The 14,077-nt window shown below is 71.0% G+C and carries 13 protein-coding genes; 7 read left to right on the top strand and 6 right to left on the bottom strand.

Annotated elements, in window-relative coordinates; genetic code table 11:
* Window positions 1–73: 73 nt before the first annotated feature.
* The 6 genes from HD594_RS07430 (at window position 74) to HD594_RS07405 (ending at window position 6,375) form a co-directional block, all read left to right on the top strand.
* Window positions 74–280 carry a hypothetical protein gene (locus HD594_RS07430; RefSeq protein WP_184750333.1) on the top strand — a complete coding sequence of 69 codons (207 nt, stop codon included), beginning with the start codon at window positions 74–76 and terminating at the stop codon, window positions 278–280.
* 61 nt (window positions 281–341) lie between these two features.
* Window positions 342–536, top strand: coding sequence for a hypothetical protein (locus HD594_RS07425; RefSeq protein WP_184750332.1), 195 nt, complete (start codon window positions 342–344; stop codon window positions 534–536).
* 270 nt (window positions 537–806) lie between these two features.
* Window positions 807–3,764 carry a helix-turn-helix transcriptional regulator gene (locus tag HD594_RS07420; RefSeq protein WP_184750331.1) on the top strand — a complete coding sequence of 986 codons (2,958 nt, stop codon included), beginning with the start codon at window positions 807–809 and terminating at the stop codon, window positions 3,762–3,764.
* A 4-nt stretch (window positions 3,765–3,768) separates the two neighbouring features.
* Window positions 3,769–4,815: an ATP-dependent DNA ligase gene (locus HD594_RS07415; RefSeq protein WP_184750330.1), complete on the top strand. Its 1,047-nt coding sequence runs from the start codon at window positions 3,769–3,771 to the stop codon at window positions 4,813–4,815.
* Entirely contained in the window at window positions 4,812–6,089 is a 1,278-nt protein-coding gene (locus HD594_RS07410; protein WP_184750329.1) for a threonine/serine exporter family protein, read from the top strand. Before HD594_RS07415 ends, HD594_RS07410 begins: the two co-directional genes overlap by 4 nt.
* Window positions 6,090–6,165: 76 nt before the next feature.
* Entirely contained in the window at window positions 6,166–6,375 is a 210-nt protein-coding gene (locus tag HD594_RS07405) for a hypothetical protein (RefSeq protein ID WP_184750328.1), read from the top strand.
* Window positions 6,376–6,394: 19 nt separating this feature from the next.
* Here the strand turns inward: HD594_RS07405 and HD594_RS07400 are convergent, their stop codons facing one another.
* From HD594_RS07400 to HD594_RS07375, 6 genes are all read right to left on the bottom strand, one after another.
* The gene (locus tag HD594_RS07400) at window positions 6,395–6,862 is read right to left on the bottom strand and encodes a nitroreductase family deazaflavin-dependent oxidoreductase (protein WP_184750327.1); all 468 of its coding nucleotides are present in this window, start codon (window positions 6,860–6,862) and stop codon (window positions 6,395–6,397) included.
* Window positions 6,855–7,880: a non-homologous end-joining DNA ligase gene (ligD, locus tag HD594_RS07395; RefSeq protein ID WP_184750326.1), complete on the bottom strand. Its 1,026-nt coding sequence runs from the start codon at window positions 7,878–7,880 to the stop codon at window positions 6,855–6,857. The genes HD594_RS07400 and ligD overlap by 8 nt, the downstream gene beginning before the upstream one ends.
* A complete protein-coding gene (locus HD594_RS07390) occupies window positions 7,870–8,757 on the bottom strand; it encodes a hypothetical protein (RefSeq protein ID WP_184750325.1) in 888 nt (295 codons plus the stop codon). The genes ligD and HD594_RS07390 overlap by 11 nt, the downstream gene beginning before the upstream one ends.
* Window positions 8,758–8,832: 75 nt before the next feature.
* Window positions 8,833–9,858: an SseB family protein gene (locus HD594_RS07385; RefSeq protein ID WP_184750324.1), complete on the bottom strand. Its 1,026-nt coding sequence runs from the start codon at window positions 9,856–9,858 to the stop codon at window positions 8,833–8,835.
* Window positions 9,859–9,900: 42 nt separating this feature from the next.
* Window positions 9,901–10,659 carry a TetR/AcrR family transcriptional regulator gene (locus HD594_RS07380; RefSeq protein WP_184750323.1) on the bottom strand — a complete coding sequence of 253 codons (759 nt, stop codon included), beginning with the start codon at window positions 10,657–10,659 and terminating at the stop codon, window positions 9,901–9,903.
* A gap of 370 nt (window positions 10,660–11,029) precedes the next feature.
* On the bottom strand, window positions 11,030–13,474 hold the full coding sequence (locus HD594_RS07375) for an ATP-dependent helicase (protein WP_184750322.1): 2,445 nt from the start codon (window positions 13,472–13,474) through the stop codon (window positions 11,030–11,032).
* A gap of 188 nt (window positions 13,475–13,662) precedes the next feature.
* Between HD594_RS07375 and HD594_RS07370 the strand changes: the two genes are divergently transcribed.
* Window positions 13,663–14,058: a YccF domain-containing protein gene (locus HD594_RS07370; RefSeq protein ID WP_184750321.1), complete on the top strand. Its 396-nt coding sequence runs from the start codon at window positions 13,663–13,665 to the stop codon at window positions 14,056–14,058.
* Window positions 14,059–14,077 lie beyond the last annotated feature (19 nt).

Genomic DNA, 14,077 nt, shown 5'->3' with positions numbered 1-14,077 from the left:
CCCCCTTAGGGAGCATCGTCGTTCCTGTCAGCACGACTCGCCGGCACCCCGGCTTCGACAGGGAGACGAACCGATGGACAGCACGACCTTCACCGCCTACCGCCTCGACCAGCACCGCGCACAGCAGCTCGCCCGCGAGAGCGAGCTCATCCGCCGCCAGCGCGAGCGCGCCTCGGTGACGGCGGCGCCGTACACGAACACGCACACGGGCCTGATCGCCCGCCTGCTGCGCGCAGCCTCGCACCGCGGCGGGCGCAATCGCGTCGCATCGGCGCACTGACGTATCAGCCGGCCCGTTCCCGGCTCTTCATAGTCAACGGACCGAGCGAAGGGAGATCGCCATGTACACGGTCTACACAGCACAGAAGCTGGATGCGCATCGGGCCGCAGAACTCGCCCGCGAGAATGAGATGATCCTCGCCCAGTACGAGCGCGGCGCCGCGAAGAAGCGGCCCTCGGGCTTCGCCGTCGTGACCGAATGGTTCGCGGGTCGCGCGCGGCCCCGCACGCCGCTGGTCGCGGCACACGCCGGCTGACAGCGATCGCTGGGGACGAGCGGGGTGGGACGAGCTCCCACCCCGCTCCCTGTGTCCCGCCGACCCGGCGGCCACCCGGGTGCCGACGTCGTCCGACGAGCACTCTCGCGGGAAGGCGGTTCCGGTCGGAGCCCGCCGGTGCCACGATGGGTGCATGCCCTCGTCGCGGGGAACCACGAGGAAGCACGGGCGCCGGATGGGGACCGGCGCCCTCCGCCGCGCGCCGCAGGAAGCGCGTCCGCGGTGACCGCCGTCCGGCAGAGTCCCGTGATGGTCGGCAGAGACGCCGACCTGGCCGTCCTCGCCGCGGCGTTCGCCGACAGCCGCGACGGCAGGACCCGCACCGCACTCGTCCGAGGAGACGCCGGCATCGGGAAGACCCGCCTGCTGCGAGAGTTCCTCGGCGGCGTCCCCCGCGGAGCTGACGACGGTGCGCTGCCGGTCGTGGTCGCCGTCGGCCGCTGCGTCGATCTCGGGCCGATCGGCACCCCGTTCACGCCCGTCCGTCGGCTGCTGCGCGAGATCCGCGCCGCCGTCGGCGACGACCGGCTGCGCTCCGCGGCCGGCTCGCCCACGGTTCTCGCCACGCTCGCGACCCTCGTGCCCGACCTGGAGAGCGACGCTCTTCCCCCGCCCCGCGGCGGCGACTACGTCGTCGAGGCGGTGGAGCGCGTGATCGAGGATCTCAGCGTCGACCATCACCTGCTGCTCATCATGGAGGACATCCACTGGGCGGATGCGGCCACGACGGCGCTGCTGAGGACTCTCGCCACGACACTGCAGGCGGAGCACGTCACGATCGCCCTCACCTATCGCACCGACGACATCGGCGACGACCATCCGCTGCGTCCGTTCGTGACCGAGCTGGAGCGATCCCGCTCCGTCGACGTCATCGATCTGGCGCCGCTCGGTCCGGACGAGATCCGCGAGCAGATCGAGCATCTGGGTGCCGACCGCCTCGGCCCGAACGAGATCGATGCGGTCGTCGCACGCAGCGCCGGCATCCCGTTCTTCGTCGAAGAGCTCGTGCAGCTGAGCAGCGGGGCTCTGCCTCCCACCCTGCGCGACGTCGTCCTCGCGAGCGCGGATGCGTGCGATCCCCCCACGCGGCGGATGCTGGACGCACTGTCGGTCGCCGTGGACCGCGCCGACAGCGCCCTGCTCGCCGAGGTGACGGGCGCGGACGAGTCCGCGGTGCTCGAGGGACTGCGCCCCGCCGTCACACGCGGGATCGTCGTCCCCGTCGACGACGCGTTCCAGTTCCGGCATGCGCTCATCGCCGAAGCGCTGCGCGACCGCCTGCTGGCGCCGGAGCGGACCGGGCTCCATCGCGCCTATGCGCGCGCTCTGGAGAGGCGGGCCGACAGCGGCCGGACCGGGCTGTTCAGCGCGATCAGCGAGCACCTCCTCGCCGCCGGCGAAGAAGCCGCCGCGTTCGAGGCGACCCGGCGCGCGCGACGCGAAGCGATGTCCGCGAGCGCACCGGTGATCGTCGGCAGACTCACCGAGCGACTCCTCGAGCTGTGGGACCGCGTCCCGGACGCGGCCGAGCAGGTCGGGATGTCGCGCGCGGCTGTCGCGCTCGAGCTCATCGACGCGCTCACGTCCTCGGCCGACCCTCGCGCCATCGATGTCGCCGACGACGCGCTCGCGCGACTGGATGACGACGACGTGATGCGCGCGCGTCTCCTCCACGCCCAGGCACGCGCGTACGCGAATCTCGACGAGCCTCAGCACGCGATCGAGTGCGACCGCGAGGCGCTCGCACTCCTCGACGGCGCGACCGAGCCTGAGCCGCTCGTCCTGCGAGCGGGCGTGGTGGCGTGCATCGCCTACGAAGACGACGAACGCCCGGTGCCCGAGCGCCGCGCCGAGCTCGAGTGGGCGGTCGCGGTCGCCGAGGAGCACGCGCAGGGTGACGCGCTGGAGCTCGTGCACAACCGCATGTCCGCGTTCCTGACGATCACGGGCGACCGCCGCGGCGCCCTCGAGCATTCCCGCAAAGCCCTCGAAGCGGCATCGTCGCTCTCACGTCGCTTCGTCGCCACCCTGAACTATCTCGCCGACCTCGGCGACAACGGCATGCTCACGGAGTCCATCGAGCTCGCCGAGCAGACGCTCGCCTACTGCCGCGAAGTGGGCTGGGAACGCGGCATCCCCGCATACTTCGCGCTCGATCTGCTGATGAGCCTCATGCCCCTCGGGCGCTACGACGAGGCGCGCGCGCTCGCGCATCGCTGCATGCGCCTGTTCGCCGGGCAGCCGACCATGCAGAGCTGGGTGGCCCGGTGCATCATCCTCCTCCACGCGATGAACGACGAGGTCGACATCGCCGAGGACGCCTGGGACGAGTATGCGCACCTTCGCCCCGACCCCCATGCCGACCCGAAGCTGATCTCGAATTGGGTGATCACCGAGGTCCAGCTCCGCATGGCCGAGTGGACGCACGCGGCCACCCCCGATGCGCGAGCCGAGGCTCTCCGCGCGGCGCTGACCGCGGCGGCCGGGTATGCCTCGGCTTCGCGGGAGGACCTCCCCTGCCCCGACCTGTTCCTCCCCTGGCTCGCGCTCCTCGTCACGACCGCGCGCTCCACGGGGCTCGACGACGAGAACGTCGCCGTGGTCGACGGCGTCGTGCAGCACGGTGTGGCGACGATCACGGACGACATCCTCGGCCAGGGCAACCGAGCGGTGACCGAAGCCGAGCTCGGTGCGACGATGTCCGACCCGTCCTCCTCCCGCGCGGCGTGGGAGCGCGCCGTCGCCGCGCTGGATCCCGCCGTCCACGACGTGTGGGTGCATCACCTGGCCGCCTATCGGCTCGCGGGGGCGGAGCTCCGCTGCGGCGCCCGCGAGCAGGCCGCTGATCGGCTCGACCGCGTCGCGACCGCCGCGTCGCGAGACGGCATCGGGCTCGTCGCGCGCTGGGCGCGAACGCTCACCCACGACGCCGGACTGGCGCACGGCGACGACGCGCCCGTTCCCGCTCCGGCCGCACCGTCGCTCACCCCTCGAGAGCTCCAGGTGCTCGCCCTCGTGGCCGAGGGGCTCACGAACGCGCAGATCGGCGAGCGACTGTACATCGCGCCGAAGACCGCGAGCGTGCACGTGTCGGCGATCCTCGCCAAGCTCGGCGCCGCGAACCGCGCCGAGGCCGCCGCCGTATACACCGCCGGAGCGTTCCCGCCGGGTGATCTGTCGGACGCCGGGGGGCAACCGGCAGGATGAGATCATGCCGTACGAGATCCCCGCGCCGATGCTCGCCAAGGCCGTGCCGGCGGTGCCCGATGCCGCGAAGCACCCCGGCGGGCTCAGCTTCGAGCCGAAGTGGGACGGCTTCCGCGCGCTGGTGTCGTGGGACGGCGAGCGCGTCGACATCGGCAGCCGCGGCGCGAAGCCGCTGACCCGGTACTTCCCCGAGCTCGTCGAGGCGTTCGCGCGACTGCTCCCCGAACCCTGCCTCATCGACGGCGAGATCGTCGTGCCCACCGGGGACCCCGGATCGCAGCGCCTGGACTGGGAGGCCCTGACGCAGCGCATCCACCCGGCCGAGTCGCGCGTGAACATGCTCGCCGAGACGACACCGGCGATGCTGATCGCGTTCGACCTCCTCGCCCGCGGCGACCGTGACCTGCAGGGCGAGCCGTTCGCCGTGCGGCGCGCGGAGCTCGTCGACCTGCTCGGCGGCGTGCCGCATCCGGTCCACGTCACCCGCACCACCGAGGATCCCGACCTCGCGCGCCGCTGGCTCGACGAGTTCGAGGGCGCGGGGCTCGACGGTGTGGTGGCCAAGCCCCTCGACCGGTCGTACGAGCCGAACAAGCGGTCCCAGTTCAAGATCAAGCACGCGCGCACCGCCGACGTGGTGGCCCTCGGCTACCGCATCCACAAGTCCGGACGCGGACTCGGGTCGCTGCTGGTCGGCCTCTACACCGACGGCGGCGAGCTGGTGAACGTCGGCGGCGTCGCAGCGTTCACCGACAAGCGGCGCCTCGAGCTGATCGACGAGCTGGCGCCGCTCGTGGAGCGGGATGCCGACGGCGGGGCGGCGACGGGCGAGACCGATCGATCGCGCTTCAGCGGGTCGAAGGACGTCTCGTTCGTGCGGCTGCGTCCCGAGAAGGTGCTCGAGGTGCGCTACGACCAGCTCGAAGGGTGGCGGTTCCGCCATACGGTGCAGTTCGAGCGGTGGCGTCCCGATCGCGACGCGCGCTCCTGCACGTACGATCAGCTCGAGACCGTGTCGGCCTACGACCTGGGAGACGTCCTGGATTCATGAGCGACGACGAGCACGAGGGCACCTCGGAACTGCACCTCGAACCGGTCCGCTTCATCGCCCGGGTCGACGCCGTGCTCCGCCTCGGCGCCATGATGCTGGGAGCCGGCGCGTCGTCGGCTCGCGTGCGTGCCGTCATGTCGCGCACAGCCGTCGCGCTCGGCATCGACCGGCTCGACATCCGCGTGGGCATGACCGAGATCGTCGTCACCGCCCGGCGCGCGGGGCTGTACCGGACCCGCGTCGCCGAGGTGCGGCCGGCCGTCGACGCGATGAAGATCACCGCCCTCAAGCGGCTGTCGCACGACGTCACCACCGAGACGACCGTCGAGCAGCTGCAGCAGCGCCTGGACGACATTGCGGCCGCCGGACCCCGGTACCCCCTGCTGGTCCGCGCCCTCGCCGCCGGCGCCGCGTGCGCGGCGTTCGCCGTGCTGCTCAACGGCGGCTGGGCCGACGCCGTCGCCGTCGGCGTCGCGGCCACGCTCGGTCAGCTGATCCGCATGATGCTGATGCGCAGCGGACTGAACGAGTTCCTCGTGGTCTTCCTCGCCGCGGTGGCGTCGCTGGTGTCGTTCCTCGGCGGCACGGCCCTGCTCGACCTGCTCGGCGCGCCGTCGAGCGCCCACGACACGGTGCTCACCGCGGCGGTGCTGTTCCTCGTCCCCGGCTTCCCGCTCGTCACCGGAGCCCTCGACCTCGCACGGCTCGATCTCGCCGCGGGGATCAACCGCGTCGTCTATGCGGCGCTCGTGCTGCTGGCGACCGGCACGGCGGTGTGGTCGGTCGCGGCGATCGTGCGTGCGAGCGCCACCGCCACGGCCGCACCGCTGATGGACGAGCCGCTGCTCACGGCGGCGCGACTGGTCGCCGGGTTCGTCGGCGTCCTCGGATTCGCACTGCTGTTCTCCACGCCGTTCGCGGTGGCGGCCACGGCCGCGGCGATCGGCACGGTCGCCAACGCCGGGCGCCTGCTGCTCACCGACGCGCACGTCGAGGCCGGCGTCGCCGCCGTCGCGGCGGCTCTCGCGGTGGGCCTCATCGCCTCGCTGGTCTCGGATCCGCTGCGGGCTGCGCGGGTCACGCTCACGGTCCCGGCCGTGCTGATCATGGTTCCCGGCGCCGCGACGTACCAGGCGATCGCCGCCACGATCGAAGGCGACACCCTCGCGGCCGTCCAGCAGGGCTTCGAGGCCGTCTTCGTGGTGGTCGCCCTCGCGGCGGGTCTGACGGTCGCCCGCGTGCTCACCGAGCGCGAGTGGAACCGCGCGCGCTGACGGCGCAGCGCCGACGTATCAGCGACGGGGCACGGCCCTCTTGATGAGAGAGTCCGATCCATCGTTGGAGGCCGACATGTACCACGCCATCTTCGCGCAGTCCCTGTTCACCCCGGCGCGACCGCATCCCAACGCCGAGGTCGCGCATCTGCAGCGCATGGCACGTCATGCGGCCCCCGTCGTGCGCCGCCGAGCGCGGGACGAGGGGCGCTCCGCGCGCCCCGCATGGTCGTTCCGGCTGATCCACCCGATCCGCGCGCACCGCGCCGCGGTGATGGCGCACTGACCGGCCGCGCCGTCGCGGATCAGCCCTGCGGCGGCGTGAACTCGATGACGGGGATGACCGCCTCACCGCCCGCGGCGTAGTCCATCGCGCTCTTGAGGTGCTTCCACGCTTCGGGATACTCCTGCGCGTAGTGGTCCAGGGCCTGCTGCGACTCCTCCTCCGAGAGGATGCGCACGTGCGCCGGCACGCGCCGCGCCTTTCCGGTGCTGAGGAACGCCACGCCGTTGGCCTTGAGGTTGCGGTACCACTGCGACTTCGTGCCGAGACCCGACGCGACGCGGATGACGTTCGGCTCGCGCCCCATCACCTCGACGACGGCGTAGCGCGGCTCGCCGGAGGTGCGCCCCAGGTGCTCGATCATCACGAACCGATCACCCAGCATCCAGCCCAGTCCCGCTTTGAACATCGGGATCGGAAGCCGCATCAGCCAGGGGGTCTTCAGGGCCTTCGCCATCGCGCGGTCGGACCAGCTGGGCTGATCAGTCATCTGCTCTCCTCGCTCTGCTCGGCTGCACGCGGGGCGGCTCCCCGGGCATCTTTGGGAATTCGGGCGGGAACGGCAGCTCGCCGAGCCCCGCATCGAGGTCGCGCTGCCACCACTCCAGCAGGGTGTCGATGCGGCCCGGGGACGCGGACATGTCGGCCCACGGGTCGCCGATGTCGGCGAGGCGCTGCGGCACGGTGCGCACCGTGAACGCGGCGGGGTCGGCATCCGCCAGCTCGTCCCACGTGATGGGCGTCGCCACCGTCGCGCCCGGCAGCGCGCGTGGACTGTAGGCGCCCGCCATCGTGCGGTCGCGGTTGGCCTGGTTGAAGTCGACGAAGATGCGCTCGCCGCGCTCTTCCTTCCACCAGTTCGTCGTGACCCTGTCGGGCATGCGGCGCTCGAGCTCGCGGCCGGCGGCGATGACGGCGTGACGGACGTCGAGGAACTCGTGCGCGGGCTCGATGGGGCAGAACACGTGGATGCCGCGACTGCCGCTCGTCTTCAGGAACGCCGTCAGCCCGGCCTCGGCGAGGACGTCGCGCAGCGCCGGCGCGACGGCCGCGGCATCCGAGAAGTCCGTCCCGGGCTGGGGATCCAGGTCGATCCGCAGCTCGACGGGATTGTCGGTGTTCGCGGTACGGGAGGCCCACGGGTGGAACACGACGGTGTTCATCTGCGCCGCCCACACGATGGCGGCCGGCTCGGTGAGGACGATCTGCGGATGCCGCCGGCCGCTGTTGTACCGCACCGTGACGGTCTCGACGAACCCCGGCGCTCCCTTGGGCGGGTTCTTCGAGAAGAAGCTGTCACCGTCGATGCCGTCGGGGAAGCGCTCGAGGGACACCGGCCGGTCGCCGTTGGCGGCCAGAAAGGCGCCCGCGACCGCGATGAAGTACTCGGCGAGCTCACGCTTGGTGATGCCGAGCTCTGGCCACAGCACGCGGTTCGGGCTCGACAGCCCGACCTCGCGATCGCCCTCGGGGCCCGGGACGGTGAGGGTGACGCGCTCAGAGACCATGTGCGCCTTCGACCTCGACCGGCAGGTAGGCGGCCGGCACCTCGTAGAACCGCTCATCGCGCTGGTACGCGCGGAAGAAGGTCATGATGTAGCCCATGCGGTCGTCGTAGTCCTCCCACTTGAGGGCGTTCGAGGCCGCGGCATCCGCGCCCGTGGACTGCCCGAACCTCACGCACGCCGCGCACAGGTCGGGATTGACCAGGTCGCTGAGGACAGCTGGGAAGAGCTCCCCGGCAAGGTACGCGGGCGGAGCGACGTCCTCGCAGACGTCCAGGGGACCGTCGGGGGTGTCGATGCGCACGAAGCGCGTCGTGATGAGGCCGAACAGGCACCCGAGCGGCATGGCCGCATCGATGAAGCGGTCGACGACGGTCTGCTCGTGCTCGCCCAGGAGCAGGTTTCCCAGCAGCACCAGCTCGGCGATGTCCTTGTCGGACGCATTGTCATCGGCCGCCGCCGCGCGCAGCTCGGCGGCGGCGTGGTAGCACCTGATCGCGGCGCCGAGCTTGGGCGCCGCCTCGAACAGGGGATCTTCGAGCGCACGGTCGCGCGCGTCGATCGTGGGGCCGCCGGCGTGCTCGACCTCGCGGAGCCAGCGGATGAACGCCGGGGCCACGTCGCGGATGATGGCGAGGTTGCCCGCGGCGACGTTCCGGGATGTCCCGAGATCCAGCGGCAGGCCCTCGCCGCGGATCGCCGCCCCCGCCGTGCCGCTGGCCCACACCCCGAAGACGAACCAGTTGAGGTCGCGGCGCCCCACGATCTCGGCCAGCCCCTCCGCGAGGTCGCGGTAGCAGAGCGTGATCATGCGATTGCGCGCGACGGGGTCGCCGGAGATCAGGATCTCCTCCAGCAGAGCCTGGGTGCGCTCGATCACCGCGGCGTGCTCCTTCGGCCGTCTCGGGCGGGGGTTCGCCTCGCGCTTCAGGATGCCACAGCGAGCCGCCGGGGGTCAGTCGGTGAGCGCGAGCAGCTGCGTCAGATCGTCGCGCCGCAGGCGGATCCACGGCCCTCGCGGGTCGACGATCACGCCCGTGAGCCCGTCGTCGCCGTGCAGCGCCTTCGCGAGCTGCGCCGCCGTGATCGGCGCAGCCTGATCGCTGCGGCCCCCGGCGACGACCTCGAGCGGGTGGGAGTACACCTCGAGGAACCGCTCCCCGGACTTCGTGCGGGACTCGGCCACGCCCACCGGGCCGCCCTCGGCCGCCCGGTTGACCGCGACCCACAGCTTCACCTTCGTGAGCGCGTCGGCGACCTGGGCCGCTGTCTGCGGTGTGCGTTCGGCGGCCAGCGCCTGCTTGATGGTGAGCTGCTCGTCGTAGGCCTCGACCATCTTCTCGAGCAGCGGCCGCGGCAGCACGGCTCGCGCCGGCGCCGAGGCGTGGTCGAGGATGAGCCCGTCGTAGGTTCCGGCGAGGACGTGGCGGATCACGGCGAGGACCGGCTGGCCCATCGCCGATGTCTGCGCATCGCCGTCCTGGCGGACACTGGCCTGCAGCGCGGCGCCGCTGCTGTACGCGAGCGCGAAGCGCTTGCCGCGCAGCGTGGCCACGGCCAGCGGCAGGTCCTTGCCCTCGGAGATGAGCGCGCGGGCGTCGCCCTTCACGCGCAGGAAGACATGCCCCTGCATCAGCTGGCGCGCGACGTTGAGAAGATCGATCGAGTCGGGCTTCTCGGGCAGCGCTGCCAGCGCCGCGCGGAGCACGACGTTGTCGCGCAGCCCCGGGATGGTCTCGGTCTGCGCCGGCGCGGTCTCGTTGGTCTGCGATCGCGGCTGCGTGCTCGTCCCCGGCGTCGCGACCTGCGGCGCGGAGGCTGCCTGTCCGAAGGTCGAGACCGAGATGCCGACGTGCGGCACCGATTCATCGCCGGCGCTCTCCGCCGCGGCTGCGGCTTCGGTCGCCTCGGCCGCGGGCTGAGCAGCCTCAGCGGTCGTGTCGTCGTCGCGCGTGCGCTTTCCACGGGAGAAGATCGCCATCGTTCGAGCCTAACCCGATGCGGTGACGCGTGCGGGACGCGCTCAGGTCTCCTCGGTGAAGGTGATGAAGATGGCGAAGAGCGCGAAGGCTCCGATCTCCCACTCCTGCGGCTCGCCGCCGCCCACCGCGAGCGTGCGGGGTGGCAGCGGGTCGGAGAACACCCGACGCTCGACGATGCCCTCGACCAGCGCGGCACTGCAGATCGCGATGTCGCGCGGGGTGATGCCGGGCACCATGCGGCGCTGGAACAGCTCGGCCCACGTGGCGTACATCTGCTCCATGCGCGAGCGGAAACGCTCCTCGAGGGCCAGCAGGGCCTCGCGGACCGCGTCGTCGGCGACCGCATCGGCCCCGCTCATCGCCGCCGACAGGATGCTGCGCTGGATCGCCCAGGGCCGCGAGTGCGACACGGCCGCGAGATTGCGCGCGCCCCCGATGCGAGCGGCCTCGGCGATGAGCTTCACGCGCCCCTCGGGCGTGCGCAGATCATCGGCGTTGTCGGCGATCACCTGCTCGACGATGCGGAACGTCTCCTCGTCGAACCCCTGCCCCATCTCGGGGTTGGATTCGAACAGGGCGCTGATCAGGTCGGCGACGAAGGCGCGCCGGTCCGGCCAGATGCGGAACACCGTGCTGCGGGGCACGCCCGCCACACGGATGAACTCCTCGAGGTTGAGATTGGCGAAGTCGAGTTCGAGACCCTGCTCCTTCACCTGACGCACGGCGGCATCGAGCATCTTCCGACGTGTCTCGTCGGCAGGCTGACGCTTGCTCCGCGTCCCGAACGACTTTTCGTCCATGGCTTCCTCAGACGGAGGGTAGGGGGGTTGCTCCGCCGTGGGCCCCACTATTCCACGATCGGCCGCGCGGCCGGGCGATCTGTTCGGCGTGCTGTGGATCGCGGCACCGGCGGGCTGTCCCGCGCCCGCCGGCACCTTTCGATCCCCGGCATCGAGCGACGACGGGCGCAGGCCCCCCGACCGCGCCTCGACGTCGCTTCCCCCGATGCAGATCCCCCGATCGTCGAAACATGAGACTTCACATCTCATGTCGCGACCCATCATATACGCGGAGCGAACGGCGATTCACACAGGCGACGACCGGACCGAGCCACGACGAACGCCGGGGACGCGGCATCCGCTCTCGTCGGGACGACGCCGAGCGCGAGGGTCAGAGCTTCTCGATGGGGGCGATCTTGATCAGCAGCTTCTTCGCACCGGCCGTCTCGAACCGCACATGAGCGACGCGCTTGGCGCCCTCGCCGGTCACGGCGTCCACACGGCCCTCGCCGAAGTCCTCGTGGCGGATGCGGTCGCCGGGCGCGAGCTGCATGTCGCCGTTGTCGCGCACCTTGGCCGGAATGCGGTTTGCGAACTTGTTCATGTTCGCGCTCGGCTCGCGGCGGGCCAGCGGCACGAGGTCGTCGCCGTAGCGCTTGCCGCCGCCCGGGCCGCCGCGGCGCGCGTTCAGCGCACGCGACTGCGTGCCGCCGCGCGAGTTGACGTCGCCCGGCGATTGCCGCCAGTCCACCAGCTCGGCCGGGATCTCCTGCAGGAACCGGCTCGGCATCGCCACCGAGATCTCGCCGAACTGCGCGCGGGTCATGGCCAGCGACAGATACAGGCGCTTGCGCGCGCGTGTGAGTCCCACGTAGAACAGACGCCGCTCCTCCTGCGGACCGCCCGGCTCCCCCGCCGAGATGCGATGCGGGATGAGGTCCTCCTCGACGCCGGTGACGAACACCGAGTCGTACTCGAGGCCCTTGGCGGTGTGCATCGTCATGAGCGACACCGTGCCCGACGCGTCGTCGAGGTCGTCGGCATCCGACACCAGCGCGACCTCGGCGAGGAAGTCGACGAGCGTCCCCTCGGGGTTGTTGCGTGCGAACTCGCGCGTCACGGCGACGAGCTCGTCGAGGTTCTCGAGCCGCGCCTCGTCCTGCGGATCCCTGCTGGCACGCAGCGCGTCGTTGTAGCCGGACTTGTTCAAGAGCAGATGCAACCCCTCGGCGACGGCCGTCGGCGGGACCAGTTCGCCCGAGGCCGGGAGCATCAGCTCGCTCGCCTCGGCCAGCACGGCGTCCAGGTGCGCGATGGCCTTCTGGATCTTGGGGCCGACGCCCAGCGCTGAGGAGTTCGCCAGCGCATCGCGGAACGTGATCTGCTCCTGCTCGGCGTACCGCGAGATCGTCTCGATCGTGACGTCGCCGATGCCGCGGCGCGGGCGGTTGATGATGCGGCGCATCGCCATCTCGTCGGCCGGATTCGACACCGCGATGAGGTAGGCGAGGGCGTCCTTGATCTCGGCGCGCTCGTAGAACTTCGTGCCGCCCATGATCTTGTACGGCACCGCCGAGCGGATGAAGATCTCCTCCAGCGCACGCGACTGCGAGTTCGTGCGGTAGAACACGGCCATCTGGCTGTAGTCGACGCCCGCCTTGCGAAGCGTCTCGACCTCGTCCGCGACGAACTGGGCCTCGTCGTGCTGCGAGTAGCCGGTGAAGCCGACGATCTTCTCGCCCGCGCCCACGTCGGTCCACAGCTTCTTGTCCTTGCGGTCGAAGTTGTTGCCGATGACGGCGTTGGCAGCCGACAGGATGTTCTGCGTGGACCGGTAGTTCTGCTCGAGGAGCACGACCTTCGCGCCGGGGAAGTCGCGCTCGAACTCGGTGATGTTGCGGATGTCGGCGCCGCGGAAGGCGTAGATCGACTGGTCCGAATCGCCCACGACGGTCAGTGACGCCGCATCGCCGGCATCCGGCTCGGGCTCGGGCTCGAAGATCATCATTCCGCCGCCGCCCGAGATCGGCTCGGCATCCGCCCCGACCGGCTTGGTGAGCTCGCGGATCAGCGCGTACTGGGCGTGGTTGGTGTCCTGGTACTCGTCGACGAGGATGTGGCGGAATCGGCGCCGGTAGACGTCGGCGACCTTCGGGAACGCCCGGAACAGGTACACCGTCTGAGCGATGAGGTCGTCGAAGTCGAACGCGTTCGCCCGCTGCAGCTCGCGCTGGTAGTCGGCGAAGACGCCCGCGAACACGCGCTCGGCGGGGTCGTTCATGTTCGCGTCCCGCGCGTAGGACTCGGCATCCGTCAACTCGTTCTTGAGCTTCGAGATGCGGCTCTGCGTCGCGGCGGGCGTGAGGCCGAAGGCATCCGCCTCGTGCTCCTTCACGAGCCGCTTGATGAGCGCGCGCGAGTCGCCGGAGTCGTAGATGGTGAACGACTTCGTGAAGCCGAACTGCTCGGCCTCGCGCCGCAGGATCCGCACGCACGCGGAGTGGAAGGTCGAGATCCACATGCCCTGCGCCCGGTCGCCGATGAGCTGCGCGACGCGCTCGCGCATCTCGCCGGCGGCCTTGTTCGTGAAGGTGATCGCGAGGATCTGGCTGGGCCAGGCGTCCTTCGTCCGCAGCAGCGACGCGACGCGGCGCGTGAGGACGCTGGTCTTGCCGGAGCCTGCGCCCGCGACGATCAGCAGCGCCTGGCCGCGATAGGTCACGGCCTCGCGCTGCGGAGGGTTGAGGCCGGCGAGGAGGTCTTCGTCGGGTCGCACGGCACCCGGCTGGGGCCCGCGGTCGCCGCCGACGATGAGGGGCGAAGAAGCGTCGGTCATGGCCCGTCAAGTCTAGGTCGGGATGCCGACACCCGCGCGGAGCGCCCACGCCCACGCGCGAACGTCGGAATTCGCGGCGAATGTCGGAGCCTCCGGACCGGATCCCTCCGACATTGGCGTGATTCTCCGACGTTCGGAGCCACGCCCGTCCCAGCTTGCGCACGGCATCCGGCTGAGAGAATCGTCCCGTGCGCATCCTCCTCAACATCATCTGGTTCGTGCTGGCGGGCTTCTGGATGTTCCTCGGCTACATGCTCGCGGGCGTCCTGCTGCTGATCCCGATCATCACGATCCCGTGGGCGATCGCGTCCTTCCGCAACGGCGTCTACGCGCTGTGGCCGTTCGGCCGCACGATCATCGACAAGCCGGGCGCGGGTGTCGGCTCGTTCCTCGGCAACGTCATCTGGGTGATCCTGGCCGGCTGGTGGCTCGCGCTCGAGCACATCCTCACCGGCATCCTGCTGTGCATCACGATCATCGGCATCCCGCTCGGCATCGCCAGCTTCAAGATGGTGCCGATCTCGCTCATGCCCCTCGGCAAGGAGATCGTCCCGACCGACGACCCCCGCGCCGTCATGGCCTGATCCCGCGGGGTCGCCGCGC

Source organism: Microbacterium thalassium (assembly GCF_014208045.1).
GTDB lineage: Bacteria > Actinomycetota > Actinomycetes > Actinomycetales > Microbacteriaceae > Microbacterium > Microbacterium thalassium.
Note: the sequence above shows the minus strand (reverse complement) of the source record. Positions and strands in the feature narration are given on the sequence as shown.

What these genes read in the sequence shown, in the direction of transcription:
- HD594_RS07425 (WP_184750332.1), top strand. Translation starts at nt 342, where the DNA reads ATGTACACGGTCTACACAGCACAGAAGCTGGATGCGCATCGGGCCGCA.
- HD594_RS07410 (WP_184750329.1), top strand. Translation starts at nt 4,812, where the DNA reads ATGAGCGACGACGAGCACGAGGGCACCTCGGAACTGCACCTCGAACCG.
- HD594_RS07380 (WP_184750323.1), bottom strand. Translation starts at nt 10,659, where the DNA reads ATGGACGAAAAGTCGTTCGGGACGCGGAGCAAGCGTCAGCCTGCCGAC.
- HD594_RS07405 (WP_184750328.1), top strand. Translation starts at nt 6,166, where the DNA reads ATGTACCACGCCATCTTCGCGCAGTCCCTGTTCACCCCGGCGCGACCG.
- HD594_RS07420 (WP_184750331.1), top strand. Translation starts at nt 807, where the DNA reads ATGGTCGGCAGAGACGCCGACCTGGCCGTCCTCGCCGCGGCGTTCGCC.
- HD594_RS07430 (WP_184750333.1), top strand. Translation starts at nt 74, where the DNA reads ATGGACAGCACGACCTTCACCGCCTACCGCCTCGACCAGCACCGCGCA.
- HD594_RS07385 (WP_184750324.1), bottom strand. Translation starts at nt 9,858, where the DNA reads ATGGCGATCTTCTCCCGTGGAAAGCGCACGCGCGACGACGACACGACC.
- HD594_RS07375 (WP_184750322.1), bottom strand. Translation starts at nt 13,474, where the DNA reads ATGACCGACGCTTCTTCGCCCCTCATCGTCGGCGGCGACCGCGGGCCC.
- HD594_RS07400 (WP_184750327.1), bottom strand. Translation starts at nt 6,862, where the DNA reads ATGACTGATCAGCCCAGCTGGTCCGACCGCGCGATGGCGAAGGCCCTG.
- ligD (WP_184750326.1), bottom strand. Translation starts at nt 7,880, where the DNA reads ATGGTCTCTGAGCGCGTCACCCTCACCGTCCCGGGCCCCGAGGGCGAT.
- HD594_RS07415 (WP_184750330.1), top strand. Translation starts at nt 3,769, where the DNA reads ATGCCGTACGAGATCCCCGCGCCGATGCTCGCCAAGGCCGTGCCGGCG.